The sequence below is a fragment of the Bacteroides muris (ex Afrizal et al. 2022) genome (genome assembly GCF_004793475.1).
Classification (GTDB): domain Bacteria; phylum Bacteroidota; class Bacteroidia; order Bacteroidales; family Bacteroidaceae; genus Bacteroides; species Bacteroides muris.
In genome coordinates, this window is record NZ_SRYZ01000038.1 from 17,964 (window position 1) to 35,681 (window position 17,718).

The 17,718-nt window shown below is 50.5% G+C and carries 16 protein-coding genes; 8 read left to right on the forward strand and 8 right to left on the reverse strand.

From position 1 onward, the window contains the following. Positions 1–10: 10 nt before the first annotated feature. The 3 genes from cbiD to E5355_RS14175 all read left to right on the forward strand — a co-directional run bounded on the left by cbiD (position 11) and on the right by E5355_RS14175 (position 3,730). Positions 11–1,906, forward strand: a complete 1,896-nt coding sequence (gene cbiD / locus E5355_RS14165) for a cobalt-precorrin-5B (C(1))-methyltransferase CbiD (protein ID WP_136010883.1) — start codon at positions 11–13, stop codon at positions 1,904–1,906. Then, entirely contained in the window at positions 1,903–2,577 is a 675-nt protein-coding gene (locus E5355_RS14170; protein WP_016273633.1) for an outer membrane beta-barrel protein, read from the forward strand. Before cbiD ends, E5355_RS14170 begins: the two co-directional genes overlap by 4 nt. Positions 2,578–2,644: 67 nt before the next feature. Next, positions 2,645–3,730 carry a linear amide C-N hydrolase gene (locus E5355_RS14175; protein ID WP_136010884.1) on the forward strand — a complete coding sequence of 362 codons (1,086 nt, stop codon included), beginning with the start codon at positions 2,645–2,647 and terminating at the stop codon, positions 3,728–3,730. Positions 3,731–3,743: 13 nt separating this feature from the next. Here E5355_RS14175 and E5355_RS14180 read toward each other — a convergent pair whose 3' ends face one another. The 7 genes from E5355_RS14180 to E5355_RS14210 all read right to left on the reverse strand — a co-directional run bounded on the left by E5355_RS14180 (position 3,744) and on the right by E5355_RS14210 (position 11,339). Next, positions 3,744–5,123 carry an MATE family efflux transporter gene (locus E5355_RS14180; protein WP_136010885.1) on the reverse strand — a complete coding sequence of 460 codons (1,380 nt, stop codon included), beginning with the start codon at positions 5,121–5,123 and terminating at the stop codon, positions 3,744–3,746. After that, complete coding sequence (locus E5355_RS14185; RefSeq protein WP_136010886.1) at positions 5,120–6,139, reverse strand: ABC transporter ATP-binding protein; 1,020 nt, start codon at positions 6,137–6,139, stop codon at positions 5,120–5,122. Before E5355_RS14185 ends, E5355_RS14180 begins: the two co-directional genes overlap by 4 nt. Further along, on the reverse strand, positions 6,132–7,169 hold the full coding sequence (locus E5355_RS14190) for an iron ABC transporter permease (RefSeq protein ID WP_034529853.1): 1,038 nt from the start codon (positions 7,167–7,169) through the stop codon (positions 6,132–6,134). Before E5355_RS14190 ends, E5355_RS14185 begins: the two co-directional genes overlap by 8 nt. Next, complete coding sequence (locus E5355_RS14195; protein ID WP_136010887.1) at positions 7,169–8,338, reverse strand: ABC transporter substrate-binding protein; 1,170 nt, start codon at positions 8,336–8,338, stop codon at positions 7,169–7,171. The genes E5355_RS14190 and E5355_RS14195 overlap by 1 nt, the downstream gene beginning before the upstream one ends. 102 nt (positions 8,339–8,440) lie before the next feature. Continuing rightward, positions 8,441–9,796 carry an FAD-dependent oxidoreductase gene (locus E5355_RS14200; RefSeq protein WP_016273627.1) on the reverse strand — a complete coding sequence of 452 codons (1,356 nt, stop codon included), beginning with the start codon at positions 9,794–9,796 and terminating at the stop codon, positions 8,441–8,443. A 4-nt stretch (positions 9,797–9,800) separates the two neighbouring features. Beyond that, a complete protein-coding gene (locus E5355_RS14205; protein WP_136010888.1) occupies positions 9,801–10,391 on the reverse strand; it encodes a DUF417 family protein in 591 nt (196 codons plus the stop codon). Between the two features lie 90 nt (positions 10,392–10,481). Next, positions 10,482–11,339: an AraC family transcriptional regulator gene (locus E5355_RS14210; RefSeq protein ID WP_136010889.1), complete on the reverse strand. Its 858-nt coding sequence runs from the start codon at positions 11,337–11,339 to the stop codon at positions 10,482–10,484. A 123-nt stretch (positions 11,340–11,462) separates the two neighbouring features. On the opposite strand from E5355_RS14210, the gene E5355_RS14215 reads away from it, so the two are divergent. The 5 genes from E5355_RS14215 (at position 11,463) to E5355_RS14235 (ending at position 16,639) form a co-directional block, all read left to right on the forward strand. Beyond that, on the forward strand, positions 11,463–12,170 hold the full coding sequence (locus E5355_RS14215; RefSeq protein WP_176469621.1) for a precorrin-2 C(20)-methyltransferase: 708 nt from the start codon (positions 11,463–11,465) through the stop codon (positions 12,168–12,170). A gap of 91 nt (positions 12,171–12,261) precedes the next feature. After that, positions 12,262–12,657 (forward strand): DUF1573 domain-containing protein, encoded by a 396-nt coding sequence (locus E5355_RS14220; RefSeq protein ID WP_136010891.1) that lies wholly within the window; start codon positions 12,262–12,264, stop codon positions 12,655–12,657. A 96-nt stretch (positions 12,658–12,753) separates the two neighbouring features. Then, entirely contained in the window at positions 12,754–14,745 is a 1,992-nt protein-coding gene (locus tag E5355_RS14225; RefSeq protein ID WP_136010892.1) for an OPT family oligopeptide transporter, read from the forward strand. 93 nt (positions 14,746–14,838) lie between these two features. Then, on the forward strand, positions 14,839–15,708 hold the full coding sequence (locus E5355_RS14230; RefSeq protein ID WP_136010893.1) for an alpha/beta hydrolase: 870 nt from the start codon (positions 14,839–14,841) through the stop codon (positions 15,706–15,708). A 142-nt stretch (positions 15,709–15,850) separates the two neighbouring features. Beyond that, positions 15,851–16,639 (forward strand): N-acetylmuramoyl-L-alanine amidase-like domain-containing protein, encoded by a 789-nt coding sequence (locus E5355_RS14235; protein ID WP_136010894.1) that lies wholly within the window; start codon positions 15,851–15,853, stop codon positions 16,637–16,639. Positions 16,640–16,717: 78 nt separating this feature from the next. Here the strand turns inward: E5355_RS14235 and E5355_RS14240 are convergent. After that, the coding region (locus tag E5355_RS14240; protein WP_168354343.1) for an AAA family ATPase at positions 16,718–17,718 on the reverse strand (1,001 nt) is incomplete at its 5' end.

Consider the following 17,718-nt stretch of genomic DNA (forward strand, 5'->3'; position numbering starts at 1 on the left):
ACATTCAAACATGATATTAATATTTGGCGGAACCACCGAAGGACGCATAGCCATCCAAACCCTTGAAGAAGCCGGAAAAACTTTCTACTATTCTACCAAAGGGGATGAGCAGGACGTACTTCTGCATAATGGCATCCGCCTGCAAGGCGCGATGGATGCAATAGAAATAGAAACATTCTGTGTACAGCATCACATAAAGCTGCTGATAGACGCCGCACACCCCTTTGCCACACAGTTGCATGAGACTCTGGAACAAGTCTCCGTGGAATCGAATATCCCCGTCATCCGTTTCGAGCGTATCTTCCCGGAACGCGATGAAGAACACATCACCTGGTGCAGGGATTATGACGATGCCATCGAGAAGATACAGAAAGAAAAGATTTTCATCTTACTTGCACTGACCGGCGTACAGACCATAGGTAAGCTGAAGCCTTTGTGGCAGAATGCCTGCTGTTACTTCCGCATCCTCGACCGTGACAGCTCGCGCAAGCTCGCCCGGGAACAGGGCTTCTCCGAGAAGAACCTCTACTACTACACACCCGGAGAAGACGAGCAAATCCTGATGAAACAGCTTCATCCCGAAGCCATCCTCCTCAAAGAAAGCGGGATATCCGGCAGATTCTGCGAGAAGGTGGAAGCTGCCCGGCAACTGGGTATACGCATCTTTGCCATCTGCCGCCCCAAGACATCCGGCAAGTTTATCTGTGTAAACGGCGAGCATGGCCTGCGCCGCATAATCGAGAAACATTTACCCGACTTCTTCCCCCTGCGCAGCGGACTGACCACCGGAACATGTGCCGCCGCTGCCGCCGTAGCCGCCACCTGGGATGTATTCAATATCTACTTCAAAAAGCGTCCTACGGAATTTCCGGTAGTTCTTCCCAACGGAGAAACCATCCAGGTTCCCGTAGAGCCGCAGCACCATATTCCCCACTCCGACCTTCTGGAAAACGGTGACGGCATGTTCGAGACAAGCGCTACCGTCATCAAGGATGCCGGCGACGACCCGGACATCACCAACGGAATGAAAGTTGTGGCCAATATAGCCATACCTTTCCGCATAGACGACCCGCTGCCGGAAGACACTCCCCAGGACGACTACAACATCATCGTCTGCGGCGGCGAAGGCGTAGGTGTCGTCACCATGCCCGGTCTGGGACTTGAGCTCGGTAGCTCTGCCATCAACGACACCCCACGCGAAATGATAAAGAAGAACGTCAAGCTATGGCTTGAACGCCTCCATATTGCCAAACAGCCCAATCCTATTCTCATTACCATCTCCATCCCCGGTGGAGAAGAAATAGCCAAACGCACCTTCAATCCCCGCCTCGGTATCGAAGGAGGCATTTCCATTATCGGGACCTCCGGCATCGTGAAGCCATTCTCCTCGGAAGCCTTCATCAATTCCATCCGGAAGTCCATGGAAGTGGCAAAGGCAACCCGGAACCCTCGTATCGTCATCAGCTCCGGCGCAAAGAGCGAACGTTTCATCAAGGCGTATTATCCCGACCTCCCCGCCCAGGCTTTCGTGCATTACGGCAACTTTATCGGCGAAACCTTGAAAATAGCAGCCGAAGAGCAAGTACCGCACGTCACCCTCGGCGTGATGATGGGAAAGGCCGTGAAACTGGCCGAAGGCAATCTGGATACCCACAGCAAGAAAGTGACCATGAATAAGGAATTCATTCAAGACCTGGCACGCCAGACGGGATGCAGCGAAGAAACACTTGCCGCCATCGGACAGATGAACCTGGCGCGCGAACTCTGGGACATCATTCCCGAAGAGCTGCTGGAAAAGTTTGGCAAGGCACTGATTGAGCTCTGTCACCGGCACTGTGACCCCTTACTGCCCAATGGCGAACTAACAGTATTACTCATAACCGAAAACGGAAAAATTTACTCATGAAGAAGAAGATAATCATTACCGTCTGTATGGCAATGACCGTACTGACCGGTCTGGCACAAAGCCCGCTGTCCTTTCATGCAAAAGCTGGAATCGGTACCTCCCATTTTCATGGAAAACACTCCAGTAGTGACACCCAAATAGCTTACAAAGCTGGTGTCGGTGCAGAATATGTCCTCAACAAGACCTGGGTGCTGCAATCCGCATTGGAATTCGTGTCCATCGGCGGTAAAGACGAGATAAGCCACATCGGCAAGGCCAAAATGCATGAACTGTATCTGCAAATCCCCCTCATGATAGCGGCCCGCCTCCATCTGGGCAAGGATTATCATGCCTCGCTGAGTGTCGGCCCTTATGCGGCCATAGGTGTGGCAGGCAAGACTTCCGGTGAGACTTACGATTATAGCAGCAGCAGTATGCAGGGAGGATACCAGTTCAAGATAGACACTTTCGGCAGTATGGTAGACGGGAAAATGGGTAACAACCGTTTCGATGCAGGTATTGCCCTGGGACTTACTTTTGAATACAGAAGATTCATCATCGGTGCAGAGACACAAGTGGGACTGGTAAAAGTCAATGAGCAGATAAACCAGATGATAGGTCATTCGGAAGAAGGAGGATATTTTCCCAAGAACTTCGCCGCATTCTTTACGCTGGGGTACCGGTTCTGGTAAGGGAACATTTTGCCATACAGAGTTGTTTAGTATACAAACAGATACTCAACAATATAAACTGAATAATATGGCAAAAAGAATCCCTATCCTGCTGGCTGCAATGACAGCCCTCACCTTCGCCCCTCAAACAGCAGGGGCATGTACCGGTATCACCCTGACGGCCAAAGACAATGCGCACGTCGTAGCCCGCACCATCGAATGGGGAGGCAGTGAGCTGAACAGCCAGTACGTCATCGTACCGCGCGGTTATTCGCAACAATCACTGACACCCGGAGGCAGTCTGTCCAGCATGGAGTTCACCTCACGCTATGGCTACGTAGGCCTGGCAGTGGAGCAAAAGGAGTTCGTGGCCGAAGGTCTGAATGAAGCCGGGCTCTCCGCCGGGCTGTTCTACTTTCCCGGATATGGCAAATACGAGGAGTACGACCCCACACGAAAAGCGTCGAGCATAGCCGATTTACAATTGGTATCATGGCTGTTGGGAAGCTTTTCTACTGTGGACGAGGTAAAGGAGGCTATTGAAAATGTGACGGTCATAGCCATTGACCCGCGCGCCTCCACCGTACATTGGCAGATTGCAGACAAGACCGGCCGCCAACTGGTATTGGAGTTCATCGACGGACAGCCCCGTTTCTATGAAAACAAACTGGGAGTATTGACAAACTCCCCCGGCTTTGACTGGCAGATGACCAACTTAAACAATTATGTGAACCTCTACCCGGGCAGTGCCGAAAGCAAATCGCTGGGCAATGTAACTATAGCCCCTTTCGGTTCGGGAAGCGGCTTTTTGGGAATTCCGGGAGATGTGACTCCCCCTTCCCGCTTTATCCGTGCCGCTTTCTACCAGACTTCTACACCGCCACAGAATACCGCACAGGAAACCGTTCTCCAATGTTTTCAGATACTGAATAACTTTGATATACCCGTAGGCATCGAGTTTCCCCTCGGCCAGGTTCCTGCCAATATTCCAAGTGCCACCCAATGGACATCGGCCACAGATATGACAAACGGTATCATCTACTATCGCACCATGTACAACAGTACAATCAGAAGCATTGATTTGAGACAGATAGACTTCGGGCGCATCGAGTACCATGCAGCTCCCCTCGATAAAGTGAAGCGGCAACCGATAGTTCCCGTGAAAATTGAATAGGGACGCAGAAACTTCAAGATTGCCGCTGTTGCAGTTGTTCCGCCTCCTTCCTCTTCATCTCCGCCAGCACCCCGCAGGTCAATGGAATGGCGAGGAAGAAGGTCAGCATGTCCGACGCCGCCTGGCACATTTCCACCCCTTTCAGTCCTAAGAAATAAGGAAGAATGAAGATGAGGGGGATGAAGAACAGCCCTTGACGGGCAGAGGAAAGTATCGTAGCGCGTACGGGCTTGCGGATAGTCTGCAGCATCATGTTGCTGACCACAATCCATGCACCCAACGGATAGGTGATGAACTGCCAGCGCAATGCTGCCGCACCGGTAGCTACAACAGCAGGGTCTCCCTTGCGGAAGATGGAGACAATCTCCTCGGCATATCCCATACCTGCCACCGCACAAACCAGCAAAAAGAAAAAGCCTACCTTCACACAGAACCAGAATCCTTGGCGCACTCTGGCATACAGCCCGGCACCATAATTGAATCCGCATACCGGTTGGAAGCCTTGCCCGAAACCAATTAGGAAAGCATTGATAAACATAGAGATACGCGTCACAATGGACATCCCTGCAATAGCTGCGTCACCATATGCACCGGCCGCCACGTTCAGCAAAATGGTTGCCACGCTTGCCAGTCCCTGCCGGGTGAGTGACGGAGTTCCACCCCCAATAATTTCCTTGATGAAAGCCAGTGTAGGCGTAAAGTTTCTGTAACGTATACGTATATTTCCTCCTCTGCGCCCCATATATAGCAAAAGGATGAAACTACATATCTGGCTGACTACTGTGGCCAGTGCGGCACCGGATATGCCCATATCGCATACAAAAATCAGGATAGGGTCGAGCACCACGTTGATGACCGCCCCACTCACAATCCCCACCATGGCATACGCCGCATTACCTTGAAAACGTATTTGGTTATTCAGCACCAATGAGGCGGTCATAAAAGGAGTACCCAGCAGAATGATTCCCAAATAGCGCTCCGTATACGGAAGAATAGTAGGCGTCGACCCCAAAGCAAGGGAAAGCGGTGTAAGGAACAGCAATCCCAGCACAGCCAGAGCCGCTCCGATAAACAAGGCAAAAAAGAAGCCGGTGGATGCCATCTTCTCGGCACTCTCCGTTTCCTGCGCCCCCAACTTACGGGAGATGTAGTTCCCCGAACCATGACCGAAGAAGAATCCCACAGCCTGGATAATGGACATCACAGAAAACACGATACCTACGGCAGCCGTAGACTGGGTATTTATTATACCCACAAAATAGGTATCTGCCATGTTGTAGAAGGACGTCACCAGCATGCTGATGATGGTCGGCACAGCCAATGACGTAATCAGCCGGGAGACCGGAGTCGTCGTTAAGTGGACATAATTATCCTTTGCAGAATGGTGCATCATAGGGAATGGAATGACAAGACTATTTGCAGCAATTTCTCAATGGAGTACACTGTTACCGGCTCCTTGCCCGGTCGATGGAATACGAAGCTGCCGTCTCCCTTCAAATCTCCGGTTTCGATATAAATCTCCGACTCAACATTCCGGTTTGCCAGAATGCCGTTTCTCTGGAGTGCCTTGCGCACCATGGCATACTTCTGCCCGTGGCCCGCCAAGCGTATCCGGGAGGTATATTCATTGGCTACCCTGAACAGTCCCGTTTCCAAATCGAAGGCAATACCCTTACGGGCAAAGAAGTTGCTCAAGCTGCCGTTCAGCGAGAGGTCTTCGGGCGTGCCGACGGTCACTCCGTTCGCCTTGTCCATCAGCCATATCTTGTCCGCTATCTGCAGGGCCAGTTCCAGGTCGTGGGTAGAAAGGAAAATCGTCTTGTCCGTCTGCCGGCTAAGCTGGTGAAGCAGCTGCATCATCTCTACTTTACTGGGAAAGTCGAGGAAAGCTGTCGGTTCGTCCAGATAGATGACGGGAGTTTCCTGGGCGAGCGCCTTGGCTATCATCACCTTCTGCCGTTCGCCGTCACTCAGCGTATGCACCATGCGGTGCGCCAGGTGGGGAATGCCTACCAGGGCGATGGATTTGTCCACCACAGTCTTGTCCTCTTTCGAAAGAGTTCCCCAGAAACCGGTGTAGGGGCTACGCCCCAGACCTATCAGTTCTACGACGGACATATTGCGTATATCGCACTTCTCCGTCAGCACCACACTAATGACGCGCGAAAGCTGCTTGTCGGTATAGTCCCCAATCTCTTTTCCTTCAATAAATATGTTTCCTCCAAGTTTTGGCTGGAAGGCAGACAACGTACGGAGCAGCGTGGACTTCCCCACTCCATTAGCTCCCAACAAGCAAGTCAGCTCACCACTGTTGATTCCGGCGCAAATGCCGTCTGCCACCGCTTTCACATCGCCCTTACCGGGATAGCCGATGGAAAGATTCTCTATATGTATGGTTTCCTTATTCATTCAATTCTCCTTTCCGTTTTCTAAAAAGTACAGAAGCCACTACCGGCGCACCTACCAGTGCCGTCACCGAGTTGACCGGCAAAGCTCCCTCGAAGCCGGGCATACGGGCTATCAGATTGCAGACCAATGCCAGGGAAGCGCCTACCAGCAATGTGGCAGGCATCAACACCCGATGGTCCGAAGAGTGGAAGATGGCACGGCACAAATGGGGAACCGCCAATCCGATAAACATAATCGGACCGCAATAGGCCGTTACAATAGCCACCAGCACACCGGAGCATGAGATAACCAGCAGGCGTGCCCGCTTGATGTTCAGTCCCAGATTGCGTGCATAGCCATCGCCCAGCAGCAACAGATTCATCGTCTTTATCAGCAGGAAGGACAACGGAAGCAGCACAGCCATGATGCAGACAAACAGCACCATCTGGTCGCCCGAAACACGGGCAAAGCTACCCAATCCCCAAATGACATATGCACGTATATCTTCCTCCACACTGAAATATTTCAATACGCCGATGACGGCACTTGCCACATAGCCTATCATCACACCGATTATCAGCAGCGTCACGTTGCCCTTCACCTTCTGGGAGACATAGACAATGAGCGCCATCACAGCCAGCGCACCGATAATGGCGGCAACCGACAAGGCAACCTCGCCCATATACCCCAAACGGCTCAATGCCACACCGCCCATCGCCCCGGACAGCAATACCACACAAGCCACACCCAGGCTGGCACCTGAACTGATGCCCAATACCGAAGGCCCTGCCAGCGGATTGCGGAACACCGTCTGCATCTGCAGACCGCTGACCGACAGCCCTGCTCCCGCCACCAATGCCGTCAACGCCTGGGGCACGCGGGACTTCCAGATGATATTCTGCCAAATAACGGATTCATCCGTATTTCCCCACAATATGTTCCACACGGAGCGCAGAGGAATGTGAACCGACCCCAAAAGCAGGTTCAGCAGGAAAAAAAGAAAGATAGATGCCAGTGTCAGCAACATCAACGGAAGTACGGGTCTTTTTATCATTTCAGCAGTTCGTAGTAAGTCGGTTTATAGTCAGGCAACAAATCGGGATGGAAAGCATGTATCAAGTCTTCCAATACAATTTCGGGCTGCATGGGCATACTTTCGTAGAAGGGTTTCTCACGCATGTTGCAGTACACCACTCCCTTCTCACGGAACGCACGGAAGTCGGCATAACGCGGGTCGAGGGACTTCAAGGCATCATACGTGAATGTCCCGTCATAGCTGTTGACAATGCGCCAATAGTCGGCACTCTCCGCCTGGCTATATACGGTTTCAAAATCCAGCGTGACACCTCCCGAACGGGGATCGTCTTTCAAGAAATAATCCGCACCGGCATCACGGAACAGTTCGGCAAGAAAGCTCTTTCCTCCCACTGCATACCAGTTGCCGCCCCGTATCTCGCCGCTGAATACCACCGGACGCTTCTTCACGTTGGCAGCCAGCTCCTTCAATTCGTTATAGCGCTTCTCTATCGCAGCAAACTTTTCATTCGCCTCCACTTCCCGGCCTATAAACATGCCGATGAATTTTATCCATTCAGCCTGCCCCAACGGGGTCATCTCCTTATACCCCAAATGGGGAACCAGTGGAATACCGATTTCCCGCATGGCATCATATCCACCCCGCTTGAAAGGAGAGATAAAGATAACATCTGGATTCATGCTCATTATCAATTCATTATCAAAGTTCCCTTCGATACCAATCTTCACGGTCTCGCCGGACTTCAAACGGTCGTTCATCTCCTTGTTGAAGAGATGGCGCGTACTGGTGATGCCCACCACATAATCGCAGGCATCCAGACGGATGAAGTTGGAAAGTTGCAGGGATGTCATACACATGACGTGCTCCACCGGCGTTTCTATCACCGTATAGTCGCTCGGTATGCCGACAGGCTTTATGCCTTTCGGTACCAGCGCATAGTGGAAAGTGCTGCTGCTTTCTTTTTGAGGGTCGTGTATATCCACCAGACGGACATGGTGCGGAAGATATTTCACCGTATAGCCTTTGGCATAGCACGGTACAATGGTAGCTGCCGTGTCTGTCGTAACCGGAGAATAGCCCGTTTCGGAAGAAGATTCGGTAGTAGTCTGTCTTGATTTTAAGCCGCAAGAGGTTACGCATAAAATGCACAGCAGTGCAATGCCTATGGCAGATATCCGGGTCATGACTATTGGGGTTTATGGAATTCGGGCACAATATTCGTCATTTTTGGGGAGATACGCAAATGCTCTTCCTGCAAATTGACGGATATTGTGCCTAAATAATCTTTAAAAGCCCATCAAGTCATTCAGTGCTTCACTCATGCTGGGATGTGTAAAGACAAAATCACGGAGGAAGGTATATTCCTGCCCGGTCTTCATAGCCATTGCCACCAGGTTGATGACTTCACTCGATTCCGGCCCAAACAACGTGCAGCCCAAAATCTTGTCCGTATCGGCATCTACCACTACCTTGAAGAGTCCGTTCGTATCGCCCAAAGTCCTGGCACGCGGAATGGCGGCTACCGGCAGCTTGTTGACCTTTATATTCAATCCCTTCTTGCGTGCTTCCGCTTCGCTCAGCCCGATGCGTGAAAGCGGCGGGTCGATGAATACCGAATAGCTCACCGGGTCACGGTCGGACACCTTGCGTTCTCCCGCCCCGAAAAGGTCTTCGCGCAGAATGCGGTAATCATCCAAAGAAATGTAGGTAAACTGCAAACCGCCCTTTACATCACCGATAGCATGTATCTTGGGGTTGGTAGTCAGCAAATAGTCGTCCACCACAATGGCACCGCGCTCATTCACCTCTACACCTGCCGCCGCCAGATTCAAGCCAGCCGTATTCGGACGCCGGCCGGTAGCCAGCAGGATGGCATCAGCCTGCAACTGATGCTCCTCTCCAGTGACTGCATCCCGGTAAATGACGTCAGAACCTTTCACGGACTGCACGCGTGCATTCAGCCTGAAAACGATTCCTTTCTGTTCCAATACCTCCCGGACACTGTCCGCAATGTCCCGGTCCTCCCGGGATATCAGTTCGGAAGAGCCCTCGAGCACCGTGACTTGCGAACCGAATGAAGCATACATGGAAGCAAATTCCAGTCCGATGTATCCCCCGCCTACAATGACGAGCTGTGCCGGCAGCTCAGTCAGTTCCATAATGGAGGTGCTGGTATATACCCGCGGATTGCCCTGTATCCCCTCTATCGGTGGAATGACGGTTTCGGCACCCGTATTGATGAATATCCGGGGAGCTTGCAATTGTAATGTCCCTTCCGCCATCCCAACTTCCACCACATCCGGACCTGCAAAGGAGCCGATACCCGTATAGACCGTTATATGAGGATTGTCGGCCAGATTGTGATAGTTCTTCTGACGCAGGAAAGAGACGACCTCTTCCTTCCTTGCAATGGACTGACGATAGTATGCCTTCTTGACCTCCCAAGAAGCGTCTTTGTCCGCATACTTTGCCGCATGCACCAATGTTTTTGTGGGAATGCAACCGATATTGATACATGTCCCTCCGTACATCTTTTCCGAACGCTCCACTACGGCAACGTCCAGCTTCCGTTTTGCCAACTCGGCAGCCAATGTCTTTCCGCCTTTGCCGAATCCGATGATAATGACATCATACTGTTTCATACGTCTATTTCCTTAATTGGTTCAATACTCTTTTTGCACTGTCAAACAGTACGACAATGGCACCGGCAAGAATGGCCGTATCCTTGATGACCAAGCGCCCTGCCCCCGTCAGCAACGGAAAGCCGTGCTCCCCGCTTCCCAAGTCAGGCACCCACACCTCAGGGGTTGTCACCAGGAAAGAGAGGGTACCTATTGTCATGACAATGGCCAGTGCAGCTCCCACCAGTCCGATTTTCGGAGAGAATATCCCCAGAAATGTCAGAATGCCGATGGTCATAATCAGAATGCCCAGACCGTGAGAGAAACCATACGTATTGTTCTCCACGTGCCACTGATGTTTCGCCTCATTGAACTCGCCCTCTTTCAGCTTATACTCCTTGTACTCCGGGGCACTCTTTGTATAAAAGAAGCTCATGAACGGGCTGTTCGCCACAAAAGGGACAATCCCTTCAGCCTCATAATTCCAGAATTTCAACCCACCAATCCATACGAAAATAACCAGGATGGCTACACGAATCAAATTAACACCCAACTTTTGAGTGGAAGCGGCCAGCGTCAACGCAGCCATAAACAAGTTTTGCAATTTCGTTTTCATCTTTGTTCTACTTTTTAAATGTTTTCAGTAATATGACTTGATTTTTGTTTTTGCAAAGTTCCTTGTTTTCCACCACGTACGAAATGGCAATTATTCCGCAACAGTTGGCAATTCTTCCCGTTTCACTCTTTTCCGGTAGTCCGAGACACTCTCGCCGGTCATTTTCTTGAAAAAACGGCTGAACGCGGACAAGTCTTCGAAGCCCAGAATGGAGCTGATTTCCTTAGCGCTTTTGTGGGTATACAGCAGCAATCTCATGGCTTCCGCCTCAATGCGGTCATGAATCACCCGTAAAGGGGAAGGCAACCCGCAGGTCGAGAACAGATTGGAAAGTGTCTTGGGAGAACGGCAAAGAATATCGGCATAATCCTGCACTTGCTTCTTCTCATTGAAATGCCGGTCCACTAATACGTAATACTGCCGGATGATGTCAAACGTCTTTTCCTTCTCCTGCCCCACCCCGAAACGCTGGCGCGCAATGCGTGTGCAGGTAATGATGAAACGTTTCAAGACAATGCGTAGCATCTCCTCCTGCAGATTGTCATGGATGACCGATTCCTGCCGGAAAATGCGGACTATGTCATGCAGGTTGGAAGACTGCCCGGCAGAAAGCGCCAGTCTCATCACCTTGGAAGAGCCATAAAAAAGGAATCCATTGCAAGAGACCTCGTTGTCATGTCCATAGATGCAATAAAAATTGCTGTTGAATACAAACGTCAGGTATTCACCGTCCACCTCTTTTACCTCCAGGTGATGCAACGGGGTCAAGGTCACGATTTCATCCTTTTCCAGGCGCATGGGGATATGGTCTATTTCCAGAGTGAGCGTACCGCTCTGTACCCAAATGAATTTATACAGAGTCTTGTCACGTTGCAGCGACGCACGCTCATGGTAGCTGGAAGTCATGGCTATGTTGCCATTCAAGCGGGTGTTCAGTTGATAATCCATAAAAAACAGATTGTTTTAGTAAATAACAAAGATAGCGAATATCTTGTTTGCTACTGATTATTTCCCCACTTTTGTAGCCGTTTTGCTGTTCTTTAATTTTTAACCTTTAATGTCTTCATGCAAATGTTCCCCGTCATATTTGTATCTCTCGGTCCCGGCGAACCGGAACTGATTACCATAAAAGGCTTGAAAGCCCTGCAGGCAGCCGACTGTATTTTCTGTCCCGAGACACTGGCCAAAGATGGAAACAGAGTTTCACGCGCAGCCGACATCCTATTGCAACTCGACATTCCGGAAAACACGGTGCGCCGCTTTCCACTCCCCATGAGCAAACAGCGCGAAAAAGCCCTGAGCGCCTACGACGAGGTCTATATGGAGAGCTCCACCCTCCGGCAACAAGGAAAGAAGGTCTGTATCGTTGCCGAAGGAGATGCCGGATTCTACTCTTCCATACACTATGTATATGACAAACTGCAGGCAGACGGCATCCCCGTGGAACACATCCCCGGTATCCCCGCCTTCATTGCCGCCGGCGCACTGGGCGGGCTCCATGTAGCCAGCCAGGAAGAGCGGCTGACGGTGATACCCGGCATTACTACGACAGAAGAGATAGAGAAACTGACAAGCGAAAACAGTGCGGTTGTCATCATGAAGCTGTCCAGATGCACCGATGAGATTCACCGCTGCATCCGCCTGCATCCCGAATACCGGTATCACTATTTTGAGAATGTAGGCACTCCGGAAGAGAAGTATATCAATGACAGCAAGCGGATAGCGACCATCCGCTTCCCCTATTTTTCCCTGCTTATCATTCGTACAGAGACCTTTTGAGCCCGATTTAATACAATTTCGCACGCCATAGGCATTATTTTAATGAAAATGGGTTACCTTTGCGCCGTTGAAATATAAAAAAGATAAGAACATGAAGAAAGTCGCTTTTTATATGCTGATGCTGGTTATGAGCATCGGTTGTGCCTATGCCCAAGGAAAGGCAGACATCAAATTCGAACAGACCACCCACAACTTCGGCACATTCTCCGAGAACAGCCCGGTGGTCAGCTACACCTTTAAGTTCACAAACGTAGGCGATGCTCCGCTTGTCATCCATCAGGCCGTGGCTTCCTGCGGATGTACCGTTCCCGAATACTCACAGGAACCGATAGCACCTGGAAAGACGGGCACAGTGAAAGTAACCTATAATGGAACCGGAAGATACCCCGGCCACTTCAAGAAATCCATTACCCTGCGCACCAATGCCAAAACGGAAATAATGCGATTGTTTATCGAAGGAGATATGACGGCAAAAGATGCCAAATAAGCATTTTACCATACAGAATTAAGGAGATTTTTTTAAATCTCCTTTTTTTTTGCTTTCTTTGAACTCCATAACGAAAAACATAAAACTACAAAACCTATGAAACAAGAAGAAGAACCTATCACCGGACTAGCAGAAAATGCGTTCCGTGAATTGAAACCGGGAGAAGTGTACAACCCTTTGATGAGCCCGGACAAGAAGTATTCAGAAGTAAATGCCTGGTCGGTGACGTGGGGTATTCTGATGGCCATCCTCTTTTCGGCCGCAGCAGCCTATCTGGGGCTGAAGGTGGGGCAAGTATTCGAAGCAGCCATCCCCATCGCCATCATTGCCGTCGGCGTATCGGGTGCCGCCAAACGCAAGAATGCACTGGCCGAAAACGTCATTATCCAGTCCATCGGCGCCAGCTCGGGCGTCATCGTGGCAGGCGCCATCTTCACCCTTCCGGCACTTTATATCCTTCAGGAAACCTATCCGAAAGAAATCACCGTCACCTTCGCACAAGTCTTTATCAGCTCCCTGCTGGGAGGTGTGCTGGGTATTCTCTTCCTGATTCCCTTCCGCAAATATTTCGTGAGCGACATGCACGGCAAGTATCCCTTCCCCGAGGCAACAGCCACCACGCAAGTGCTCGTCTCCGGCGAAAAGGGCGGCAGCCAGGCAAAGCCGCTGCTCACGGCAGGTATCATCGGCGGTCTATATGACTTCATTGTGGCAACCTTCGGCTGGTGGAACGAGAATTTCACCACCCGCGTATGCGGCTTCGGCGAAATGCTGGCCGAGAAAGCCAAGCTGGTGTTCAAGGTTAACACGGGTGCTGCCGTGCTTGGTCTGGGCTATATCGTAGGGCTGAAATACGCGTCCATCATCTGTGCCGGCTCACTGGCCGTATGGTGGATTATTATCCCCGGCATGTCCATGATTTGGGGAGACTCCGTACTGAACCAATGGAACCCCGAGATTACGGCAACCGTAGGCGCCATGACTCCGGAAGAAATCTTCAAATATTATGCCAAGAGCATCGGTATTGGTGGCATTGCCATGGCAGGCATCATCGGCATTATCAAGTCCTGGGGCATCATCAAGAGTGCCGTAGGGCTGGCTGCCAAGGAAATGGGTGGTAAATCCAATGTAGAGGCCGGCGTAAAACGCACGCAACGGGACATCTCCATGAAGATTATCGCCATCGGTTCCACCATCACACTGCTGCTGGTTGTTCTCTTCTTCTACTTCGATGTGATGCAGGGCAACCTGGCACATACTATTGTAGCCATCCTGCTTGTGGCAGGCATCGCTTTCCTATTTACCACCGTGGCCGCCAATGCCATTGCGATTGTGGGCACAAACCCCGTATCCGGAATGACGTTGATGACATTGATCCTGGCATCCGTGGTCATGGTAGCCGTAGGGTTGAAAGGTCCCGAAGGAATGGTTGCCGCACTGGTGATGGGCGGTGTTGTATGTACGGCACTGTCCATGGCAGGAGGCTTCATCACAGACTTGAAAATCGGTTACTGGCTGGGCAGCACACCTGCCAAACAGGAGACCTGGAAGTTCCTCGGAACCATCGTTTCCGCCGCTACCGTAGGTGGTGTAATGATTATCCTGAACAAGACGTACGGTTTCACCAGCGGACAATTGGCCGCTCCCCAGGCCAATGCCATGGCAGCCGTTATCGAACCTCTGATGAACGGTGTGGGTGCGCCCTGGCTGCTCTATGGTATAGGTGCAGTGCTGGCCGTCATCCTCAACTTCTGCAAGATTCCCGCACTGGCGTTTGCACTGGGCATGTTCATCCCGTTGGAACTGAATGTTCCGTTGGTAGTGGGCGGTGCCATCAACTGGTACGTGACCAGCCGCAGCAAGGATGCCGCTCTCAATGCCGAACGCGGAGAGAAAGGCACACTGCTGGCCTCCGGTTTCATTGCCGGCGGTGCACTGATGGGTGTGGCAAGCGCCGCCATGCGTTTCGGAGGAATCAACCTCGTGAACGATGCTTGGTTACAGAATACCTGGTCTGAAGTACTGGCACTAGGTGCATACGTCCTGCTGATATGCTATCTCATCAAAGCTTCCATGAAAACCAAATAGTTGAAATCTCACAAGCTCAACATTTGAAAGGAATAAGGGGGACGGAAAGTCCCCTTATTCCTTTCAGACCAAATAACTTTAAATATAAGAAACATGAAAAAGATTCTATTATTCTTTTCTTTATTTACAACGGCCCTATTATTTGCACAAAATCCCGTCGAATTGCCTTTATGGCCCGACAAAGCCCCCAACAACAGCAGACCGTCCGAAGCAGAACAGAACTATAACAGTGAATGGGTAACCAACATTACCGTCCCTACCCTCACCATCTTCCCGGCTTCCCAGCCCAACGGTATGGCCATCATCATGTGTCCGGGAGGCGCTTACAGCGGTCTTGCCATGCGCCACGAAGGACTCGACATGGCCTCCTGGCTCAATGCACAAGGCATTACGTACGCAGTACTGAAGTACCGCATGCCCAACGGCCACAATGAAATCCCCCTTTCTGATGCCGAACAAGCCATTCGCCTCATACGCGAACATGCTGCCGAGTGGGGCGTCAACCCTCAGCGCGTAGGCATCATGGGAGCCTCTGCAGGCGGACATCTGGCCGCTTCGCTAGCCACTCTCTACAGCAGTGACAAAACCCGTCCCGATTTTCAGATACTGTTCTATCCGGTCATCTCCATGCAACCGGGTATCACTCATGGAGGCTCACGCACCAATCTCCTCGGAGAAAACCCGTCTCAGGAACTGGAACAGAAATACTCACTCGAAAGACAGGTATCGGCACGCACCCCCCAAGCTTTCATCATGCTTTCTTCGGATGACGATGCGGTGCCACCCATCAATGGCATCGGCTATTTCCTCGCCCTGCGCGACCATAAAGTACCTGCCAGCCTGCATGCCTACCCTACCGGCGGACATGGCTGGGGATTCCGTGACAACTTCCCCTACAAGCGTCAATGGACCGAAGAACTGGAGAAGTGGCTGCGTGAAGGGCTCGTATTCCCCGGCCTCTGAATCTGCCTCAAAAGAATTTATAAATATTTAATCCGGCAGTATTGAATTTAATTCCCCCGTATTAAGCTTTTATAAAAAGGATGTAGTAAATTTGCTGCATCCTTTTTACGTTTAAGAACAGTAATAATCAAAAGAAAGAAAAATGAAAACAATGACTAAATTTATGTTCAGCGCCCTCTGTGCGGCAACTCTGGTAACTTCCGTTTCTGCCCAGGGAGGGAAAGATATGTTGAGCAATGGAATAAAGTATCTGGATGTGCCATACGTGGCCCATACGCTGGAGGCAGATGGTCCCGAGGAACTCGTCATCAACTGCGATGAGGTAGACTGCACCACGCTGGTGGAATATGTGCTGGCAGAGACACTCACCCCCAAATTGGCCGACGGAGACATTTCGGAAAGCGCTTTCGCCGATAACCTGCAGAAAATCCGTTACCGTGACGGTAAAATCGACGGGTACACTTCCCGCCTGCATTATATTGCCGACTGGATAAACAATGGCGTACGCAACGGCTTCCTTCAGGATGTAACGGATGCCATGAGTCCCGACACCGAACAGTTATCAATCTCCTACATGTCTTCCCACCCCCAACTCTACAAGCAGCTGGCAAATTCTCCGGAGAACGTAGCCAAAATGAAGAAGATAGAGCAATCCTTGTCCGGCAAGGAAGTTCACTATCTTCCCAAAGCCAAACTTCCCGCCGATGGCCTTCCGTGGATTAAAGACGGCGATATCATAGCCATCACCACCAACACTCCGGGGCTGGATGTAGCCCACATGGGAATCGCTTTCTATGCAGACAGCAAACTCCTGCTGGTACACGCTTCCTCTACCGACAAGAAAGTGGTGGCCTCCAAGGTCTCCTTGTCACAAATGCTGAAAGACAATAATAAGTGGACGGGAATACGGGTGCTGAGAATGAAGAAATAAGGTGAAATACTATAATATGGAAAAGGCGATGGAGAATCAAATCTTCATCGCCTTTTCCATATATATGATTGTTCGTTCCTATTCCTCCACGACAATATATTCATCAATATTCCGTGTTTCTTTACTGAAGTTCACACCTACTTTCACTAATTTCCTGCCATCCAAGGTATAAGGAATCAGATACCCCTTCTCATCTATTTGTTTCAGAGCTGCGTCGGCTGTACCGTCCAGTTTGAACTCAAAAACATAAATAGCGGTAGGGGTATGAACTACTGCGTCCGCACGACCACGGCTGCTGCGAACCTCGGACCGGATGAACTGTCCCAGCAAAGTAAACACTACATGAAAAATAACCTGATAATGACGTTCCGTATCATCACTCAACTCGTACGGAATACCGGAGAAGAATATCTTAAGACGCTCCATAAACGCCTCCACATCTCCACTCTTCAATTCACGCATGAATTTAGCGATGTGGAAACCAGTCTCATCATTGGATACATTGGTATAATAGGGTACCAGAAAATTCAGAAAGCCGTAACGTACCTCATCATTCGGAAAGCCTAAAGTGTATAGCTTCACATCATCATCATACCCTTTTATGGTCAAATAACCACTTTGATAAATCATCGGAAGAGGATTATTTGTTTCCGCACGATATTCAGAGAAAGCGGAAGCCAGCACTTCCACTCCATCTATCAATAGACGTATATCGTAATCACTCTGCTTCAGCAAGTCAACCAAGTAAGTAGGTGTGCCGGTCTGAAACCAATAGTGCCCCATCTCTTCTGCATCAAAAGCATTCAATACACTGAACGGATTGAACATTCCTACACCTTCCGGATGAAAATGGTAACCATCATATTGACGTTCCATCAAATCAATCACTTCTTGTAAGGATATCCCTCTTCGTTTAGCCAGTCTCTCAAGTTCCGGCAGAAAGGTTTTCAACAACTCCTCTTTGGTAATACCACACAAAGCAGCGTAAGGAGACTTCATGCTGATATCATTCAGCTGATTCAAGTCACTGAACACACTTACTTGCGCAAACTTGGTCACTCCGGTCAGGAAAACAAAAC

What these genes read in the sequence shown, in the direction of transcription:
- E5355_RS14180 (WP_136010885.1), bottom strand. Translation starts at nt 5,123, where the DNA reads ATGATGCACCATTCTGCAAAGGATAATTATGTCCACTTAACGACGACT.
- E5355_RS14200 (WP_016273627.1), bottom strand. Translation starts at nt 9,796, where the DNA reads ATGAAACAGTATGATGTCATTATCATCGGATTCGGCAAAGGCGGAAAG.
- E5355_RS14195 (WP_136010887.1), bottom strand. Translation starts at nt 8,338, where the DNA reads ATGACCCGGATATCTGCCATAGGCATTGCACTGCTGTGCATTTTATGC.
- E5355_RS14230 (WP_136010893.1), top strand. Translation starts at nt 14,839, where the DNA reads ATGAAAAAGATTCTATTATTCTTTTCTTTATTTACAACGGCCCTATTA.
- E5355_RS14225 (WP_136010892.1), top strand. Translation starts at nt 12,754, where the DNA reads ATGAAACAAGAAGAAGAACCTATCACCGGACTAGCAGAAAATGCGTTC.
- E5355_RS14170 (WP_016273633.1), top strand. Translation starts at nt 1,903, where the DNA reads ATGAAGAAGAAGATAATCATTACCGTCTGTATGGCAATGACCGTACTG.
- E5355_RS14185 (WP_136010886.1), bottom strand. Translation starts at nt 6,139, where the DNA reads ATGAATAAGGAAACCATACATATAGAGAATCTTTCCATCGGCTATCCC.
- E5355_RS14235 (WP_136010894.1), top strand. Translation starts at nt 15,851, where the DNA reads ATGAAAACAATGACTAAATTTATGTTCAGCGCCCTCTGTGCGGCAACT.
- E5355_RS14210 (WP_136010889.1), bottom strand. Translation starts at nt 11,339, where the DNA reads ATGGATTATCAACTGAACACCCGCTTGAATGGCAACATAGCCATGACT.
- E5355_RS14205 (WP_136010888.1), bottom strand. Translation starts at nt 10,391, where the DNA reads ATGAAAACGAAATTGCAAAACTTGTTTATGGCTGCGTTGACGCTGGCC.
- E5355_RS14220 (WP_136010891.1), top strand. Translation starts at nt 12,262, where the DNA reads ATGAAGAAAGTCGCTTTTTATATGCTGATGCTGGTTATGAGCATCGGT.
- E5355_RS14175 (WP_136010884.1), top strand. Translation starts at nt 2,645, where the DNA reads ATGGCAAAAAGAATCCCTATCCTGCTGGCTGCAATGACAGCCCTCACC.
- cbiD (WP_136010883.1), top strand. Translation starts at nt 11, where the DNA reads ATGATATTAATATTTGGCGGAACCACCGAAGGACGCATAGCCATCCAA.
- E5355_RS14215 (WP_176469621.1), top strand. Translation starts at nt 11,463, where the DNA reads ATGTTCCCCGTCATATTTGTATCTCTCGGTCCCGGCGAACCGGAACTG.